This window comes from Isoptericola jiangsuensis (genome assembly GCF_002563715.1).
In the GTDB taxonomy this organism is placed as follows: Bacteria; Actinomycetota; Actinomycetes; order Actinomycetales; family Cellulomonadaceae; genus Isoptericola; species Isoptericola jiangsuensis.
This window is the reverse complement of the sequence record NZ_PDJJ01000001.1, coordinates 3,545,894-3,561,868: the sequence shown is the minus strand read 5'-3', so window position 1 is coordinate 3,561,868 and position 15,975 is coordinate 3,545,894. Positions and strand designations below refer to the sequence as shown.

General features: G+C 75.2%; 16 protein-coding genes. 11 read left to right on the top strand and 5 right to left on the bottom strand.

Translation table 11 applies throughout. From position 1 onward, the window contains the following. Nucleotides 1–31 precede the first annotated feature (31 nt). From ATJ88_RS16020 to ATJ88_RS15995, 6 genes are all read left to right on the top strand, one after another. Nucleotides 32–418 (top strand): GntR family transcriptional regulator, encoded by a 387-nt coding sequence (locus ATJ88_RS16020; protein ID WP_098464688.1) that lies wholly within the window; start codon nt 32–34, stop codon nt 416–418. Beyond that, nucleotides 415–1,398 carry an ATP-binding cassette domain-containing protein gene (locus ATJ88_RS16015; protein ID WP_098464687.1) on the top strand — a complete coding sequence of 328 codons (984 nt, stop codon included), beginning with the start codon at nt 415–417 and terminating at the stop codon, nt 1,396–1,398. Before ATJ88_RS16020 ends, ATJ88_RS16015 begins: the two co-directional genes overlap by 4 nt. Then, nucleotides 1,395–2,150, top strand: a complete 756-nt coding sequence (locus ATJ88_RS16010; RefSeq protein ID WP_098464686.1) for a hypothetical protein — start codon at nt 1,395–1,397, stop codon at nt 2,148–2,150. Before ATJ88_RS16015 ends, ATJ88_RS16010 begins: the two co-directional genes overlap by 4 nt. Nucleotides 2,151–2,194: 44 nt before the next feature. Next, on the top strand, nt 2,195–3,169 hold the full coding sequence (locus tag ATJ88_RS16005; RefSeq protein WP_098464685.1) for an ABC transporter ATP-binding protein: 975 nt from the start codon (nt 2,195–2,197) through the stop codon (nt 3,167–3,169). Continuing rightward, on the top strand, nt 3,166–3,954 hold the full coding sequence (locus tag ATJ88_RS16000; protein WP_098464684.1) for an ABC transporter permease: 789 nt from the start codon (nt 3,166–3,168) through the stop codon (nt 3,952–3,954). Before ATJ88_RS16005 ends, ATJ88_RS16000 begins: the two co-directional genes overlap by 4 nt. Before the next feature lie 80 nt (nt 3,955–4,034). After that, a complete protein-coding gene (locus ATJ88_RS15995; RefSeq protein ID WP_098464683.1) occupies nt 4,035–4,766 on the top strand; it encodes a glutamine amidotransferase in 732 nt (243 codons plus the stop codon). Nucleotides 4,767–4,780: 14 nt separating this feature from the next. Here ATJ88_RS15995 and ATJ88_RS15990 read toward each other — a convergent pair whose 3' ends face one another. Continuing rightward, the gene (locus ATJ88_RS15990; protein ID WP_098464682.1) at nt 4,781–5,278 is read right to left on the bottom strand and encodes an NUDIX hydrolase; all 498 of its coding nucleotides are present in this window, start codon (nt 5,276–5,278) and stop codon (nt 4,781–4,783) included. Nucleotides 5,279–5,617: 339 nt separating this feature from the next. Here ATJ88_RS15990 and ATJ88_RS15985 point away from each other — a divergent pair, with 339 nt between their 5' ends. After that, nucleotides 5,618–6,739 (top strand): 3-deoxy-7-phosphoheptulonate synthase, encoded by a 1,122-nt coding sequence (locus tag ATJ88_RS15985; RefSeq protein WP_425432690.1) that lies wholly within the window; start codon nt 5,618–5,620, stop codon nt 6,737–6,739. Between the two features lie 74 nt (nt 6,740–6,813). On the opposite strand, the gene ATJ88_RS15980 is transcribed toward ATJ88_RS15985, so the two are convergent. Then, complete coding sequence (locus tag ATJ88_RS15980) at nt 6,814–7,788, bottom strand: hypothetical protein (protein ID WP_141538708.1); 975 nt, start codon at nt 7,786–7,788, stop codon at nt 6,814–6,816. Nucleotides 7,789–8,023: 235 nt separating this feature from the next. Here ATJ88_RS15980 and sigK point away from each other — a divergent pair, with 235 nt between their 5' ends. After that, a complete protein-coding gene (gene sigK, locus ATJ88_RS15975) occupies nt 8,024–8,590 on the top strand; it encodes an ECF RNA polymerase sigma factor SigK (protein WP_098464680.1) in 567 nt (188 codons plus the stop codon). Beyond that, a complete protein-coding gene (locus ATJ88_RS15970; protein ID WP_098464679.1) occupies nt 8,583–9,422 on the top strand; it encodes an anti-sigma factor in 840 nt (279 codons plus the stop codon). The genes sigK and ATJ88_RS15970 overlap by 8 nt, the downstream gene beginning before the upstream one ends. A gap of 243 nt (nt 9,423–9,665) precedes the next feature. Here the strand turns inward: ATJ88_RS15970 and ATJ88_RS15965 are convergent, their stop codons facing one another. Beyond that, nucleotides 9,666–10,361, bottom strand: coding sequence for a fasciclin domain-containing protein (locus ATJ88_RS15965; RefSeq protein ID WP_098464678.1), 696 nt, complete (start codon nt 10,359–10,361; stop codon nt 9,666–9,668). A 138-nt stretch (nt 10,362–10,499) separates the two neighbouring features. Between ATJ88_RS15965 and ATJ88_RS15960 the strand changes: the two genes are divergently transcribed. Together ATJ88_RS15960 and ATJ88_RS15955 are read left to right on the top strand one after the other, a co-directional pair. After that, nucleotides 10,500–11,105 (top strand): hypothetical protein, encoded by a 606-nt coding sequence (locus ATJ88_RS15960; RefSeq protein WP_098464677.1) that lies wholly within the window; start codon nt 10,500–10,502, stop codon nt 11,103–11,105. Between the two features lie 37 nt (nt 11,106–11,142). Beyond that, nucleotides 11,143–13,311, top strand: a complete 2,169-nt coding sequence (locus ATJ88_RS15955) for a cytochrome c biogenesis protein DipZ (RefSeq protein ID WP_098464676.1) — start codon at nt 11,143–11,145, stop codon at nt 13,309–13,311. A 4-nt stretch (nt 13,312–13,315) separates the two neighbouring features. Here ATJ88_RS15955 and ATJ88_RS15950 read toward each other — a convergent pair whose 3' ends face one another. After that, a complete protein-coding gene (locus tag ATJ88_RS15950) occupies nt 13,316–14,653 on the bottom strand; it encodes a DUF4232 domain-containing protein (protein ID WP_141538707.1) in 1,338 nt (445 codons plus the stop codon). 72 nt (nt 14,654–14,725) lie between these two features. After that, nucleotides 14,726–15,925 (bottom strand): NAD(P)/FAD-dependent oxidoreductase, encoded by a 1,200-nt coding sequence (locus tag ATJ88_RS15945; protein ID WP_098464674.1) that lies wholly within the window; start codon nt 15,923–15,925, stop codon nt 14,726–14,728. Nucleotides 15,926–15,975: the final 50 nt, after the last annotated feature.

The following is a 15,975-nucleotide window of genomic DNA, read 5'->3' as shown; positions in this document are numbered from 1 at the left end:
AACCCCAGCACTACACGGTCAGGAGGCCCGCGTGTTCGACGGACCCGAGCCGATCTACGTCCAGATCGCACAGATGATCCGGGCGCAGGTGCTCGCCGGTGATCTCGCGGAGGAGGAGCAGGTCATGTCCACCACCCAGTTCGCGACGACGTTCCGCATCAACCCGGCGACCGCCGCCAAGGCGTTCTCCGGGCTCGTCGACGAGGGCGTGCTCTACAAGCGGCGGGGTCTCGGCATGTTCGTCGCCCCGGGCGCGCGCCGCCGCCTCCTCGACCAGCACCGTGACACCTACTTCACCGACGTCCTCGCGCCGGCGCTGGCCCAGGCCGCCGTCCTCGGCATCGGCTCCGACGAGATCGTCGCCTACGTCCTCGGCACCGACGGCCACGCCCGTCCGACCACCCCGGAGAAGTCATGACGACCCCACCCTTCGGCGCGAGACTCGACGACGTCGTCGTCGAGTTCGGCAGGCAGCGCCGCATCACCCGTGACGGGACCACCGTCACGAACGACGCGTCCACGGCGCTCGACGGCGTCGGCGTGACGCTGCGACCCGGCGTCATCACGGGCGTGCTCGGCCGCAACGGCGCCGGGAAGTCGACCATGCTGTCCCTGCTGGCCGCGTTCACGCGGCCCTCGTCGGGCACGGTGCGCGTCGGCGCGGCGGACGTCGACCCCGGCCGCTGGGAGGACCCGTGGGAGAACCCGTGGGTGACCGCCAACGTGCAGGTGGTCCGTGAGAGCGGCGACCTGCAGGACGACGAGAAGGTCGTCGAGACGCTGAGGTACTACGAGGCGCTCCGCCCGGCATGGGACGCGGAGCTCGCGGGCCGCCTCCTCGACCTGTTCGAGGTCGACGTCCGCAAGAAGCCGGCGGCGCTGTCCCGCGGCAAGCGGTCCGCCGTCGGCGCGACCATCGGTCTCGCGTCCCGCGCGCCGCTGACGGTGTTCGACGAGGTCTACCTCGGGATGGACGCACCCACCCGGTACGCGTTCTACGACGAGATCCTCGCCGACTACGCCGCCCACCCGCGCACCATCCTGCTGTCCAGCCACCTGGTCGAGGAGGTCGAGCGGCTCTTCGAGGACGTCGTCGTCCTCGACCGGGGCCGCGTCCTCCTGGCGGAGACCGCCGAGGAGATGCAGGCGCGCGGGTTCAGCCTCACCGGCCCGGCCCCGGCCGTGGACCGGCTGGTCGACGGCCGGCGCGTGCTGCACCGCCAGCAGCTCGGGAGCACCGTCCAGGTGACGATCGAGGGCGCCCCCGTCGACGGGGAGGCCGCGGCCGCCCGGGACGCGGGCGTCGAGATCGGCTCCCTGCCGCTGCAGGACCTGTTCGTCCGTCTCACCGACCCCCGGCGCGACCGCGCCGCCGACCCTGCGAGGGCAGCCCGATGACGACCGTCCTGACCGACCGCGACGTCTTCGTCGCCGCCGCCCGCCGCCGCGGGTTCCGCCGCGTCGTGCGGAGCGTCACCGAGGGCGGGGTGATCGTCGGTGCCGGGTTCTGGGCCGTGTTCACCCTGGTGGCGGTCGTCGTGCCGCTGATCGTCGACGCCGCCGGCAACGAGATGGGCAACGGCGTGCTCGTCGGCGCCGAGTACAGCGCCCGCTGGTTCGCGTTCACGCTCGGGATCATCCTGGTGTCGACGATCATGACGAACCACGTCGCCGCGGGCGGCACGCGCCGCTCCCTGTTCACCGGGTCGGTCGTCGCGGCGCTCCTCACGGGTGCGGTGTACGGCGTGCTCAACGTCGTCGCGTTCCTCGTGGAACGGGCGGTCTTCACGGGCCTCGGCTGGACCTGGACCGCCCCCGTCGACGTCGTCCCCGGCGACCTGCTGTGGTGGACCGGTGTGGCGCTGTCCGAGCTGCTGGTCGTCAGCGTCTACGTGATGGTCGGCGTCGCGGTGGCCGTCGGCTACCAGAACCACGGCGCCTGGACCGGCACCCTGCTGCTCCTGCCCGGCCTGGTGCTGCTCGCGGCCGTGGAGCTCGCGGCGGGCACCGGCAGCGCCGACGACCTGCTCTCCCCGCTGCGGGTGGGCCCCGGCGTCCTCTGGGCCGGTGTCGGCGTGGCCGTCCTGGCGGTCGCCGCCGGCTGGATGCACCTCCACCTGTCCCGTCTGCGGCTGCGCCCCACCCGCTGACCCCGTCCCCGCACGACCCGCCCGCCCCGTCCCAGGAGGACACCATGACCGCACCCGTCGTGGAGGTGACGAACCTCCGCAAGACCTACGGACCGAAGGTGGCCGTCGACGACGTCTCGTTCGCCGTCGCCCCCGGGGAGATCTTCGGGATCCTCGGCCCCAACGGCGCCGGGAAGACCACCGCCGTCGAGACGCTCGCCGGGCTGCGCGCCGCCGACGGCGGCACCGTCCGCGTCCTCGGCGTCGACACGCAGCGCGACCCGGCGGCCGTCCGGGACCTCCTCGGCGTGCAGCTCCAGGAGGCCACCCTCCACGACCGGATCACCGTGTCGGAGGCGCTGCACCTGTTCGCCGGGTTCTACCGCGACCCCGCGGACCCTGCCGAGCTCCTCGCGCTGCTGGACCTCACCGAGCACGCCCACAAGCAGTTCGCGCGGCTGTCCGGCGGGCAGAAGCAGCGACTGTCCATCGCGCTCGCCCTCGTGGGCAACCCGCGCGTCGCGATCCTCGACGAGCTCACCACCGGCCTCGACCCGCAGGCCCGCCGCGCCACCTGGGACCTCGTGGAGCGGGTGCGGGACCGCGGCGTCACCATCCTGCTGGTCACGCACTTCATGGACGAGGCCGAACGCCTCTGCGACCGGCTCGTCGTCATCGACGCCGGACGGGTCGTGGCGTCCGGCACCCCGCAGGGCCTGATCGACGACCTCGACGACGACCGCACCGTCGTCGTGCGCTTCCCCGCCGCCGACGCCGACCGGGCGCGCGGCGTGCTGACCGCGCTGGCCGCCACCCACCCGGACGTCGACCGGGTCGAGCCGGGCCAGGGCGGCGAGGTCGCCGTCACCGGGTCGCCCCGCGTGCTGTTCGCCGTCGTCCCGGCCCTCGCGGAGGCCGACCTGGTGCCCGACGACGTCCGCACCGTCACCCGGTCGCTGGAGGACGTCTTCCTCGCCGTGACCGGCCGGACGTACGCCACGCAGGACGTCGAGCCCGCCACCGAAGGAGGACGACCGTGACCACGACCACCGCACCCGCCCCCTGGCGGGGATTCGGCCTGCTGCTGCGCACCGAGGCCCGCGTGTGGGCACGGGACCTCGCCGCACCGTTCTTCGGGATGCTGTTCCCGACGATCATCCTGCTCGGTGTCGGGTTCTTCATCCCCGGCATGCGCGACCCCATCACCGACGCGCCGCCGTCGTCCGTCTGGTACGGCCTGACCCCGATCGCGACGTACCTGCCGACCGTGCTCGCCATGGCGATCGGCACGGCGGCGCTCACCGTCATGCCGGTGACGATCGCGACCTACCGCGAGAAGGGCGTGCTGCGGCGGCTGTCCACGACGCCCATGCGGCCGCAGGGCATCGTCGTGTCGCACCTGATCATCAACGCCGTCACGACCGTCCTCGGGGTGGTGCTGGCCCTCGTCGTCGCCCAGGTGGTGTTCGGGGTGCCCGTGCCGACCCGGACGGGAGTCGTCCTCGTCGCCTTCGTCCTGGGCCTGACGTCGATGTTCGCGCTCGGGATGCTGGTGGCGGCCCTCGCCCCGCGTGCCTCCGCGGCGAACGCGGTCGCGATGTCCCTGTACTTCCCGATGCTGCTGCTCGCCGGGCTGTGGACACCGGGGCCGATCATGCCCGACCTGCTGCGCCAGGTCGGCCAGTTCACGCCGCTCGGCGCCGCCGGTCAGGCGCTCACCACGGGCTGGTTCGAGACCGGGTTCCCGCTGGTCCAGACGGTCGTCATGATCGGGTGGACCGTGGTGCTGCTGCCGATCGCGATCCGCGTGTTCCGCTGGTCCTGAACGCACGACGGGAGCGGACGAGCACGTCGCCGCTCCCGTCGTGCCGCGCGTCGTCGGGGACCGCGGCCTAGGGTTTCGGCATGAAGCCGTTCCTGCTGCTGGCGTCGCGGGCGGAGGACGACGCCGCGGACGCCGAGTACGCGGCGCTGTGCCGGTTCGGCGGCCTCGAGCCCGCACAGCTGCACCGGGTGCGGCTGGAGGCCGGGCCGATGCCGGACCTCGACCTCGACGACTACTCCGGCATCCTCGTGGGCGGCGGGCCCTACAACTTCTCCGACCCGGACGAGGAGAAGTCCGCGGACCAGCGGCGCGTCGAGCGGGAGATCAACGCCCTGCTCGACGTCGTCGTCGCCCGCGACCTGCCGTTCCTCGGCGCCTGCTACGGCGTCGGGACGCTCGGCGCGTACGCCGGGGGAGCGGTCGACCGCACGTTCGGGGAGGACGTCGGCCTCGCCACCGTCGAGCTCACTCGGGAGGGCGCCGTGGACCCGCTGCTGGCCGGGCTGCCGCCCGCGTTCTCCGCGTTCGTCGGGCACAAGGAGGCGATGCGCACCCTGCCGCCCGGGGCGGTGCGCCTCGCCCTGTCGCCGCGGTCGCCCGTGCAGATGTTCCGGCTCCAGGACAACCTGTACGCCACCCAGTTCCACCCGGAGCTCGACCTCGACGGCCTGGTCCAGCGCGTGCGGGTCTACCGCGACTACGGGTACTTCGCGCCCGGCGACGCCGACGCCGTCATCGCGCGCGCCTCGTCGCGGCGGGTCACCCAGCCCCCGAAGATCCTGCGGAACTTCGTCGCGCGCTACGGGCGCTGATGCCCGGCGTGCCGTCAGTGCACGAACACGGTGCCCGCGTGCGGGGCCGCGAGGTACCGCTCGACCAGGCCCAGGCGGTGGCGCGTCGAGCCCGCCAGGTCCGCCGGGAGGTCGTCCGGCGCGAACCAGCCGACCTCGGTCGACTCGTCGTCCGCGACGTGCGCGGCCGCCGCCGCGGCGGCCGACACGGGGCGGGCCACGAAGCAGAGGTCCAGGTACGTGGTGCGGTCCCCGTTCGGGTAGGTCACCTCCGGCGTGGTGGACACCGCGGCCAGCGCCAGCACCTCCACCTCGACGCCCGTCTCCTCCAGGACCTCCCGCGCGATCCCGCGGGCGGGCTCCTCGCCGGGCTCCAGGATGCCGCTCACCAGCGCCCACAGGCCGTTGTCGCTGCGTCGGCCGAGCAGCAGCCGGCCCGCGTCGTCGCGCACCACGGCCGTCACGCCGGGCAGCCAGAGCGGGGCGGTGCCCACCTGGGCGCGCAGGGCGAGGACGAAGTCGGGGACCGGCATGCCCCGACGCTAGCCGACGCCCGCCGGGGCGTGGCGTGTGCCGTCGGCCACGTTCCGGGCCCGCATCGTGGACACGCCTGGACGAGCACGAGGTCGCGGCGTACTGTCGACGCCGTGAACAACCGTTGGTATTGGCGCTTTACGCCGGCTCCGCTGGGAGCTCGGCGGGCTCGCGCCTGACCGACACCTTCCACCGGAGCCAGCACAGGGCCTGGGACGCGTCTGCGTCCAGGCCCTTCGTCGTCGGACGGGCCACCGGTCGGGATCGGGTCCTGTGCGGCGACGACGCCGGACCAGCCTCCCGCCCCGAACCCGACGCACCGACGACCTGGAGCCCCGATGAGCACCACGACCACCCCGGCGCGCGACGCCCGCCCGGACCATACTGAGCTGATGGCCGAGACCTCCGACCTGCGCGTCCGCGCGCTGGACCCCCTGCCCGCACCGCGGTCCCTGCGCACCGAGCTGCCGCTCGGCACCACCCGCAGCGACCTCGTCACGACCTCGCGCCGCGAGGTCCGCGACGTGCTGCGCGGCGAGGACGACCGGCTCGTCGTCATCGTCGGCCCCTGCTCCGTGCACGACCCGGCCGCCGCCCTCGACTACGCGGGTCGGCTCGCGCCGCTCGCCCGCGAGCTGTCCGAGGACCTCGTGGTCGTCATGCGCGTCTACTTCGAGAAGCCCCGCACGACCGTCGGGTGGAAGGGCCTCATCAACGACCCGCACCTGGACGGCACGCACGACGTCCACCACGGCCTGCGCCTCGCCCGCGAGGTCCTGCTCGGCGTGCTCGACGCCGGCGTCCCCGCCGCGTGCGAGTTCCTCGAGCCGACCAGCCCGCAGTACATCGCGGACGCCGTGACCTGGGGCGCCATCGGGGCGCGCAACGCCGAGTCGCAGGTGCACCGCCAGCTCGCGTCGGGGCTGTCGATGCCGGTCGGGTTCAAGAACGCCACCGACGGGGACGTCCAGATCGCCGTCGACGGCTGCATCACCGCCGCCAGCGAGCACACGTTCTTCGGGGCGGACGCCGAGGGTCGCGCCGCCGCCGTCAAGACGGCCGGCAACCCGGACTGTCACGTCATCCTCCGCGGCGGGCGGGGCGGCCCCAACTACGGTACGGACGACGTCGCGGCCGCGCTCGCCACCGCGCGCACCTCCGGGCTGGGCGGCGCCGTCGAGACCGGGGTCGTCGTGGACGCGTCCCACGGCAACTCCGGCAAGGACCACGTGCGCCAGGCCGAGGTCGTCCGCGAGATCGCGGCCCGCCTCGCCGACGGCGAGCGCGGCATCTCCGGGCTCATGATGGAGAGCTTCATCGAGGCGGGCGCCCAGGCTCCGGCGCCGCTCGACGAGCTCGTCTACGGTCGGTCCGTCACGGACAAGTGCATGGACTGGGGCACCACCGCCGAGCTCCTCACCGAGCTCGCGGCGGCCGTCCGCGCGCGTCGCGAGGGCTGACCCCGGTCGCCGAGCGTCTCTGAAAGTCCGGCATCGGCCCCTGATCCCGGACTTTCAGAGACGCTCGACGCCGGTCACGGCAGGCGGAGGACGCCGTCGGGCCGCACCTGGCCGGCCCGCCACCCCGCGTCGTCGAGCACACGTCCCAGGTGCTCGCCCACCCGACCGTGCCAGGCGTCGGTCCCGGTGAACCGGCGCAGCACCGTCCGCGGGGTGACCAGCAGGTTCTGCCGACGACGGTCCCGGTAGACGGCTGCCGGAGCGGCGTGGACGTCCTGCCCGTCGACCTCGACCAGCAGCCAGGTCCCGTCCGGGAGCCGCCACGCGAGATCGACCCGCCCGACGACGCCGCCCGCGACGAACGGGAGCTGGACGACGTCGGGCGGCACGCCCGCGTCGAGGCACGACAGCCGGGCCCACGTCTCGGCGGGCGACTCGGCGCGGCCGTCCGCCTCACCCCACCAGGCGTGGGTGCGGGCGACGCCGCGCCGGCCGCGGGACGCCCGGTGCGCGAGCGCGAGCCCGCCAGGGGTCACGACACCCCGGTGGAGCGCGGAGTCCATGAGGGCGACGGCGTGCCTCCGCCCGAGCTCCGGCACGGCCTGGGCCAGCGCCTGCCCGGGCGGGACGCACCGCCACCCGTCGACCTCGACCGCCTCGGCGATCGAGGTGCGTCGCAGCCGGACGCCGGTGCGCGCGCGGCGCGGCGCTCCCGTCGGCAGCGACACCTCGGGCCCCACGGTGAGCGGAGCACCCTGCACCCCGTGCAGCACGAGGGCGCACAGCCCGGTCGCGACCGACCCGGGGTGCGCGAGGAGCCCCAGGACCGCGGCGCGACGTCGACGGTGCTCGACGTCGTCGGACCCTCCCGGGACGCCGAGGTCGACGACACCGCGTGCGGGGCGTCCCCAGTCCGTGGTGCGCAGCAGGGCGGCCACCTGCTCCCGCGTCATCCCGGCCGCCACGCACTGCCGGACGGCGAGCAGACCTTCTTGACGGGTGGCCAGGGCGCGGAGGCGGTCGGGCACGGCGGGGGGACGGCTGGGCACCTGACGCAGCGAACCAGGCCGGCGGTCTGCTCGCCGCAGCCGTCCACAGGCCCCGCCGTCGAGCGTCTCTGAAAATCCGGCATCGGCACCTGATCCCGGACTTTCAGAGACGCTCGACGCGGGGGACCCATCCGGGGGCGGCTCGGCGCCGAACCACTGGTGTCCCGGAGAGCCCGGGACGACGGCGGAAGGCACGCAGATCGACCCCGCACGCGCGGTGCGGCACACTGAGCGGGTGCCACCACCGGGGACGACACCGATCGACGACGCGCTCGTCGCGTGCGCCGGCGGCGACCCCGCGGTGTTCGCGCCCGTGTACGACGCGCTCGCGCCCGTCGCGCACGGCACCGCGCTCGGCGTGCTGCGCGACCCCGACCACGCCGCCGAGGTGACCCAGGAGGTGATGGTCGAGGTGTGGCAGACGGCAGCACGGTTCGACCCGGCCCGCGCCTCGGCGCGCACCTGGGTCGTGACGCTCGCGCGACGCCGGGCCGTGGACCGGGTGCGCTCGGAGCAGGCCCGCCGCGACCGTGACCAGCGGGACGTCGACAGCTCCCGCGCGGGCGCCGACCGGGACGTCGTCGCCGAGGACGTGGAGCGCCGCCTCGAGGACGCCGCGGTGCGACGCTGCCTCGACTCGCTCACGCCCACGCAGCGGGAGGCCGTGGTGGACGCCTACTACGGGGGCCGCACCTACCGGGAGGTCGCCGACCGGCTGGGCGCCGCCCTGCCGACCGTGAAGTCCCGCATCCGCGACGGCCTCGGCCGCCTGCGCGACTGCCTGGGGGTGAACCGTGGCTGACGACGCCCGCGACGCCTGGGAGCTGCTGCCCGCGTACGCGCTGGACGCGGTCGACGACCTGGACCGACGTGCCGTGGAGCGGCTGCTCGCCGCCGACCCGGCCGCGCGCCGGGCGCTGGACGAGTACCGCGACGTCGTCGCGGCGTTCACCGTCGAGACCGAACCTCCGGCGTCCGTCCGTGACGCCGTCATGGCGCGCATCACGGGACTGCCCGCGGCCCACGCAGGGCTCCCCGCAGCTATCGCGCCGCTGCCCGCTCCCGGGACCGCGCAGCCGTCCGCCGATGACGGCCGACCGGCCGGGTCGCACGCGCGGGGAGCGGCGGACGTCGGGACCGACGACGGCGGTGCGGGCGACGCGGTGGTGCCGATCGACCGGCCGCGCCGGCGGCGCTGGACGTTCGTCGCGGCCGCCGCCGCCGCGGTGGTCGCGGTCGCGGTGCCGACCACGGTCGCCGTGCAGGCCCGCCAGGAGCAGGCGGTCCTCCAGCAGCGGGCGGACGCCGTCGCGCGGATCATGGCGGACCCGTCGGCGCACCTCGTGCGTGGTGAGGTCGCCGGCGGTGGTAAGGCGACGGTCCTCATGACGAGCGACGACTACCTGTTCAGCGCGAGCGGCCTGCCCGGGCCGGGCGACGGCCAGGACTACCAGCTGTGGGTCGTGGGCGCCGACGGTGCCGTGGCCCCGGCGGGCGTGCTGAGCACGCACGACGGCGCGGTGGAGCACCTGGTGCAGGACGTCCCGGGCGTGGGCGTGGCGGTGACGATGGAGCCGGAGGGCGGTTCGGAGCAGCCGACGTCGGACCCGATCGTCGTGCTCGCGGAGGGATGACCGGAGCGAGCTCGCGAGTGCAGGTCGTCCCGACCATGAACGCTGGGGATGACCGGAGCGAGCTCGCGAGTGCAGGTCGTCCCGACCATGAACGCTGGGGATGACCGGAGCGAGCTCGCGAGTGCAGGTCGTCCCGACCATGAACGCTGGGGTTGACCGCGCACGACACCGGCCCGCCTCGTCGGTGACGAGACGGGCCGGTGCACGGGCCCCGGGCGCCCCCTGCGTGCCCGGGGAGCGGGGTCACATCGGCGGCATGAGGACCGAGTCGATGAGGTAGACGGTGGCGTTCTGCGTCATGACGCCGCCGCAGACGACGGTGGCGTCGTTGACCATGAGCTCGTCGCCGGAGCCGGTGACCTCGAGGGTGTCGCCCTGGACGGTGGTGTGCTCGCCGGGGAGGTCCTCGGGGAGGGTCTGGCCCTCGACCACGTGGTAGGTCAGCACGGAGGTGAGGAGGTCGGCGTCGGTGGCGAGGGTGTCGAGGGTGTCGGCGTCGACGGCGGCGAACGCGTCGTCGACGGGCGCGAACACGGTGAACTCGCCGCCGTTGAGGGTGTCGACGAGGTTGACGTCGGGGTTGAGCTCGCCGCTGACGGCGGACACGAGGGTGGTGAGCATGGGGTTGTTGGACGCCGCGACGGCGACGGGCTCGGTGGACATGCCCTCGATGGAGCCGGCGCCGTCGGGCACCTGCTCGGCGTAGGCGGCACAGCCGGGGCCGACGAGGTTGGCGGCGGGGTCCATCGCCATGGCGTCGTCCTCCATGGGGGACTCGGACGTCATGTCGTCCATGGGCTCCTCGGACATCGACTCCTCGGACATGGAGTCCTCGGATCCGGTCATGTCACCGTCGTCGGAGGAGCACGCGCCGAGGGCCAGCAGGGCCAGGGTGGCGAAGCCGGCGGCGGCGGTGCGGGTGCGGGCGGAGGCGTTCATCGTTCTCTCCTATGCGTCGTCGCCCCGACCTCTCCGGGGCTTCAGGGAGGGTTCGGAGCCGGTCGCGGGGTGGATGGGTGGCGGACGGGAAGTTTTTTCGGCGCGGTCCGTGGTGGGTCGGCGGGGCAGACTCGGGGCATGACGGGTGCGCCGGTGCGACGGTTCGAGGGCGGGATCCTCGGCGTGGGGACGACGTCGGGGACCCGGCTGGTGGTGGGGTGCTGGGTGCGCTCCCCGTTCGGCGGGTTCGCGGACGTCATGGTGGAGGACGCCGCGGGGCGCCGCCGGCTGCTGGCGCCGGCGCACGTCGCCGGGTTCGTGGCGTCGACGTACGGGTTCGACGACGTCGTGGAGACGGACGTGCAGGCGGTCGTGGCCGACGGCGCGGTGCGGGTCGAGGCCGGCCCGTTGCGGCTGGTCGCCGGTCTCGGCGGCCGCACCCCGCTCGGGAGGGTGCTGCGCCTGGTGCCGCGGCGGCTGGCCGCGTCGTCGTCGTTCACGCTGCTCACCGATCCTGTGGCGGGGCTGCTGCTCGACGGTGTCCGTACCCGCGGGAGCGCCGGGGGTGGGCGCCGGGAGACGTACGGCGCCTGGGACGTGCATGCCGTCGACGCGGTGCGCGCGTCGTGGGACGGCGCCGACCTGGGGGCGCTCGCGGACGTCGACCCGCCGGTGAAGTTCGGGTTCGGGTCGACGCCGCGGCGGCCGTCGTGGACGGCGGTGACGACGACCGTGCGGGGGTAGGCGCCATCCGGGTGGGCGTCGGCTCCGAACCCGGGGCATGGAGACGCTCATCCTCATCGGTCTGCTCGGTGGTCTGATCACCGGGATCTCGCCGTGCATCCTGCCGATGCTGCCGGTCATCTTCTTCGCCGGCGGGGTCGAGGCGGCCCGGGAGCGGGCCGCCGCGGACGCCGGGTCCTCCGGTGGGTCGGGCCTGGACGGTCCGCCCGGGACGGCGGGCACGGAGGGCGGTCCGTCGCGCTCCCCGGACGCCGGCGGCCTGGCCGACCCGGACGCCGGCACCACGTCCGACCCGCTGCCGGTGCCGACCGGCGGCGTGGACCCGGGCCTGTTCGCCGGGGCGCCGTCGGCGGTGCGGGTGGGGCGTGGCGGCCGGATCGTGACGGGTGCGGCGCAGCGCCCGGGCGGCCGGGTGACGGTGCCGATCTCGGCGGGTCCGTCGGGCACGGACCGGTCGGTCGCCACGTCGACGGACGCCGCACCGGGCGCGACCCCGACCGGCGACCCCGACGGCGGCACCGCGGCGGACGGCACGGGCGCGGTCCCGGCCGACGGGCGGGCGCGTGCGGCGCGGCACGCGGCGTCGCGCCGGCCGGCCACGGCCCGGTCGTGGCGCCCGTACCTGGTCATCGCGGGCCTGGTGGTGAGCTTCAGCGTGTTCACGCTGCTGGGGTCGCTGCTCCTGGGCGCGCTCGGCCTGCCGCAGGACCTGCTGCGCTGGCTGGGGATCGCGCTCCTGGCGGCGATCGGGGTGGGGATGGTCGTGCCGCGGTTCGAGGAGGTGCTGGAGCGGCCGTTCCTGCGGCTCGCGGCGCTGGGTTCGCGGCGCGGGCCCAGCCAGGACCGGGGCGCGTTCCTGCTGGGTCTGGGCCTGGGCGTGCTGTACGTGCCGTGCGCGGGGCCCGTGCTGGCCGCGATCACGGTGGCGGGCGCGACGGGCGACATCGGCCCGGGCACGGTGGCCCTCACGGTGAGCTTCGCGGTGGGTGCGGCGGTGCCCCTGCTCGTGTTCGCCCTGGCGGGGCGGCGCGTGGCGGAGCGGGTGCGCGGCTTCCAGCGTCACCAGCGCGGCATCCGCGTCACCGGCGGCATCGTCATGATCGCGCTGGCGGGTGCGCTCGCGCTCGACCTGCCGGCGCAGCTGCAGCGGGCGCTCCCGGACTACACGGGCACCCTGCAGGAGCGGCTCGACTCCAGCGGGACGGTGGAGGAGGCCCTCGGGCTCGGCGGCATTGTCACGGACGCGAACCGGGAGCTGTCGAACTGCGAGAGCGGCGCGACCGAGCTGGCGGACTGCGGGACCGCGCCGCCGCTGACCGGCATCACGCAGTGGCTGAACACGCCCGGCGGCGAGCCGATCGACCTGGCGGACCTGCGGGGCAAGGTGGTGCTCATCGACTTCTGGACGTACTCCTGCATCAACTGCCAGCGGGCGCTGCCGCACGTCAACGCCTGGTACGACGCGTACGCCGACGCCGGGCTCGAGGTCATCGGGGTGCACACGCCGGAGTTCGCGTTCGAGCGGGAGACCCGCAACGTGGTCGCGGGCGCGGCCGACCTCGGCGTCGACCACCCGATCGCGCAGGACAACGCGTACTCCACGTGGACGGGCTACCGGAACCGGTACTGGCCGGCGGAGTACCTCATCGACGCCGAGGGGACGGTGCGGTACCTCAAGTTCGGCGAGGGCGACTACGCCACGACGGAGGGCCACGTCCGCGAGCTGCTGCGCGCGGCGGACCCCGACGTCGTCCTGCCGGACCCGACGGACGTCGTCGACTCGACGCCGGGCGGGGAGCGGACCCCGGAGACGTACCTGTCCCTCAACCGGGTGTTCAACTACGCGGGGCCGACCGACTACGGCAGCGGCGAGCGGGCGTACGAGCCCGCGCCCGACCAGCAGGACGACACGTTCTCGCTCGCGGGACGCTGGGAGGTCGACTTCCAGGGGGCGACGGCGGCGGCCGACGACGCGCGGCTGCGGCTCGCCTACCGGGCGACCGACGTGTACGCGGTGCTGGGCGGGGAGGGCACCGTGACGGCGCGGGTCCTCGCCGACGACGGGTCGGTGCGCGCCGAGCGTGAGGTCGACGTGACGGGCAGCCCGACGCTCCACGACGTCCTGCGGGGCGACGGGCCGACGTCGGGCGTGGTCGAGCTGGACGTCCCGCCGGGGGTCACGGTGTACACGTTCACCTTCGGGTGACGGGTCAGGGCGTCGCCCAGCCGGACGCCCCCTGCACCCAGGGGCTGACGCGCACCTCGGCGCCGTCCAGCACGTCGAGGGTCGTGGGGCCGGCCGCGCCCGCGCCGGCGGGGACCTGGGGCACGAGCCGGACCGCGTCGGCCCCGTCCACGGCGACCACGTCGAGGGCGACGGTGACGTCCGGGTCGTTCGCGGTCGACATCGCGCCCCACTGCAGCGTCGCCATCGCCCGCTCGCCGGGCGGGACGACGACGCGTCCCGGCACCACGCCGTCGGACGCCGCGACAGTGCGGACGTCGTCCTGCGGCTCGTCGTCGGCGTCGAGGTAGGTGATCCGGGGCACGCCGTCGAGCGCACAGGCGCGGCCCGACGTGTTCTCGGCCAGCACGGCCAGGTACCGCTGCCCGGCGGCGGCGTCCGGCGCGCCGAGGGCCAGGGAGAGGTCGTCGCCCGCGCAGTCGGGCGCGGCGTGGTCCGCCGGCCAGGCCTCGACGTCGTCGGGCAGAGGCACGGTGTGCGGGACGACGACGGCCGGCTCGAGCCCGGCGACCCAGGCGTGCACCGGGTCGTCGCCCGCGACGGTGATCTCCGCGACGGCGGGGGTCACGACCGACTCCTCGTCCTGGCCGGTGAGCCAGGCGGCGACGTCGGCCGCGGCGTCGGCGGACGTCGCGGTCACCGCCAGCCGGCTGGGAGCACCCTGGTTCCACGTGAAGGCGACGGACGTGACGGCGGGCCGCGCGGCGAGGTCGGCGAGCAGCGTCGCCGTGGTGGCGCGGGGCACCAGCCCGGCGTCGTAGACGACGCTCCCGTCGCCGGTGCGCAACGTGGCGGGGGAGGTGAACAGGTCGGCGTCCACGACGAGGCCGGCGGCGGTGGGCAGGTCCGCCGCGTGCGGCACGGTGACGGAGACGTCGTCGACCGCCGTCGCCCCGGCGGCGCGCAGCCGGTAGGCGAGCGCGACCGCACCGTCCTCGACGGAGGAGAGGCGGACGGGAGCGTCGACCGGCCCGTCGGACCCGCCGACCACGACGGTGACCTGCACGGCACGGGGCGTCGGGGACCGGGAGCCGTCGAGCGCGGCGGCCGCGGCGTCGGCGGCGTCCTGCGCGGCGTCGGGGTCGAGCCCGGGGTCGAGCCGGACCGTGACGTCCACGCCGCCCGCCGCGAGGTCGTCGTCCCAGGCCTCGGCCTCCACCGCGACGACACCGGGGACGGCGGCGGCGCGGTCGACGGCGCGGCGGACGTCGCCCGGCAGCGCCGGGTCCCAGGGGCTCCACCAGAGCAGGCCGACGAGCGCGGCGACGACGACGGCGGTCGGCAGGACGAGGCGGCGGGGCACGCCACGATCCTGGCAGGCCGCCCGTCCGGGCAGGTGAGAGCCCCGTGCAGGAGGTGTGCACGGGGCTCGCGGTCAGCCGGTGAAGCCCTCCAGCGTGGCGCGGTCCACCGCCGTGGTCGCGCGGATCAGCTCCTCCGCGTCGTCCATCCGGTCCCACACGTTGATCCCCATGGCGCCCTGCACGCGCCCGCCGTCCACCCAGAACAGCACGCACTCCCGGTCGGCCGCGGACCCGCTCACCACGATCTCGCCCTCGGTGAGGCCCTTGGCCTCCATGCCGAGGTCGAACTGGTCCGAGTAGAAGTACGGCAGGACGTCGTAGGCCGACGCGTCGCCGAGGACGGACCGGGCGGCGTGCTTGCCCGTCTCGTCGGCGGTGGCCCAGTGCTCGAACCGGAGCAGCCGGTCGTAGCGCCGCGACGGCACGGCCGCGATGTCGCCGGCGGCCCAGACGTCGGGCGCGCTCGTGCGCAGCGTCCCGTCGACGGCGATCCCGCCGCCCGCGCCGGTCGGCACGAGGTCGATCCCGGCCTCGGCGGCGAGCCCGACCTCCGGGGTGACGCCGATCCCCACGACGACGGTGGCGGCGTCCAGGGTGCTGCCGTCGTCGAGCCGGACCCCGGTGACGTGGCCGTCCCCGAGCACCTCGACCACGCTGCGGCCCGCCAGCAGGCGCACCCCCTGCTCGGTGTGCAGCGACGCGAAGATCGTCGCGGCCTCCGCGCCGAGCACGCCCAGCGGGTGCGGTCCGCGGCCCACCACCGTCACGTCGCGTCCCATCTGGCGCGCCGACGCGGCGACCTCCATCCCGATCCAGCCGTCCCCGACGACCACCACCGGGCCGTCGCCGTGCAGGGCGGCGGCGAGCGCGTCCGCGTCGGCGACGGTGCGCAGGTGGTGCACGCCGTCCCGGTCGGCCCCGGGCACGTCGAGCCGGCGCACCCGTGACCCCGTCGCGAGGACGAGGCGGGAGTACCGCAGGGAGCCGCCGGGCGCGGTCTCGACGACCCTGCCGGGGACGTCGAGGGCGGTCGCGCTCGTCGAGGTGCGCAGGTCCACGCCCTGGTCGGCGTACCAGTCGGCGTTCAACGGCGACAGGGAGGCGCCGTCGGCCTCGCCGCGCAGGTAGTCCTTCGACAGCGGGGGACGCTCGTACGGGGTGCGCGGCTCGGCGGCGAGGACGACGAGGTCGCCGTCGTACCCCTCGCTGCGCAGCGTCTCGGTGGCGCGGGCCGCGGCGAGCCCGCCTCCGACGACGACGATCGGGTCCATCGGTGCTCCTCCGGGTCGGGTGCTCCTCGACCCACCACCCTGCCACGGTG

Bases quoted from the DNA above. Each gene is read 5' to 3' on its own strand.
- ATJ88_RS15985 (WP_425432690.1), top strand. From the start codon at position 5,618: ATGAGCACCACGACCACCCCGGCGCGCGACGCCCGCCCGGACCATACT.
- ATJ88_RS15995 (WP_098464683.1), top strand. From the start codon at position 4,035: ATGAAGCCGTTCCTGCTGCTGGCGTCGCGGGCGGAGGACGACGCCGCG.
- ATJ88_RS15945 (WP_098464674.1), bottom strand. From the start codon at position 15,925: ATGGACCCGATCGTCGTCGTCGGAGGCGGGCTCGCCGCGGCCCGCGCC.
- ATJ88_RS16010 (WP_098464686.1), top strand. From the start codon at position 1,395: ATGACGACCGTCCTGACCGACCGCGACGTCTTCGTCGCCGCCGCCCGC.
- ATJ88_RS16005 (WP_098464685.1), top strand. From the start codon at position 2,195: ATGACCGCACCCGTCGTGGAGGTGACGAACCTCCGCAAGACCTACGGA.
- ATJ88_RS15955 (WP_098464676.1), top strand. From the start codon at position 11,143: ATGGAGACGCTCATCCTCATCGGTCTGCTCGGTGGTCTGATCACCGGG.
- ATJ88_RS15990 (WP_098464682.1), bottom strand. From the start codon at position 5,278: ATGCCGGTCCCCGACTTCGTCCTCGCCCTGCGCGCCCAGGTGGGCACC.
- ATJ88_RS15965 (WP_098464678.1), bottom strand. From the start codon at position 10,361: ATGAACGCCTCCGCCCGCACCCGCACCGCCGCCGCCGGCTTCGCCACC.
- ATJ88_RS16015 (WP_098464687.1), top strand. From the start codon at position 415: ATGACGACCCCACCCTTCGGCGCGAGACTCGACGACGTCGTCGTCGAG.
- ATJ88_RS15960 (WP_098464677.1), top strand. From the start codon at position 10,500: ATGACGGGTGCGCCGGTGCGACGGTTCGAGGGCGGGATCCTCGGCGTG.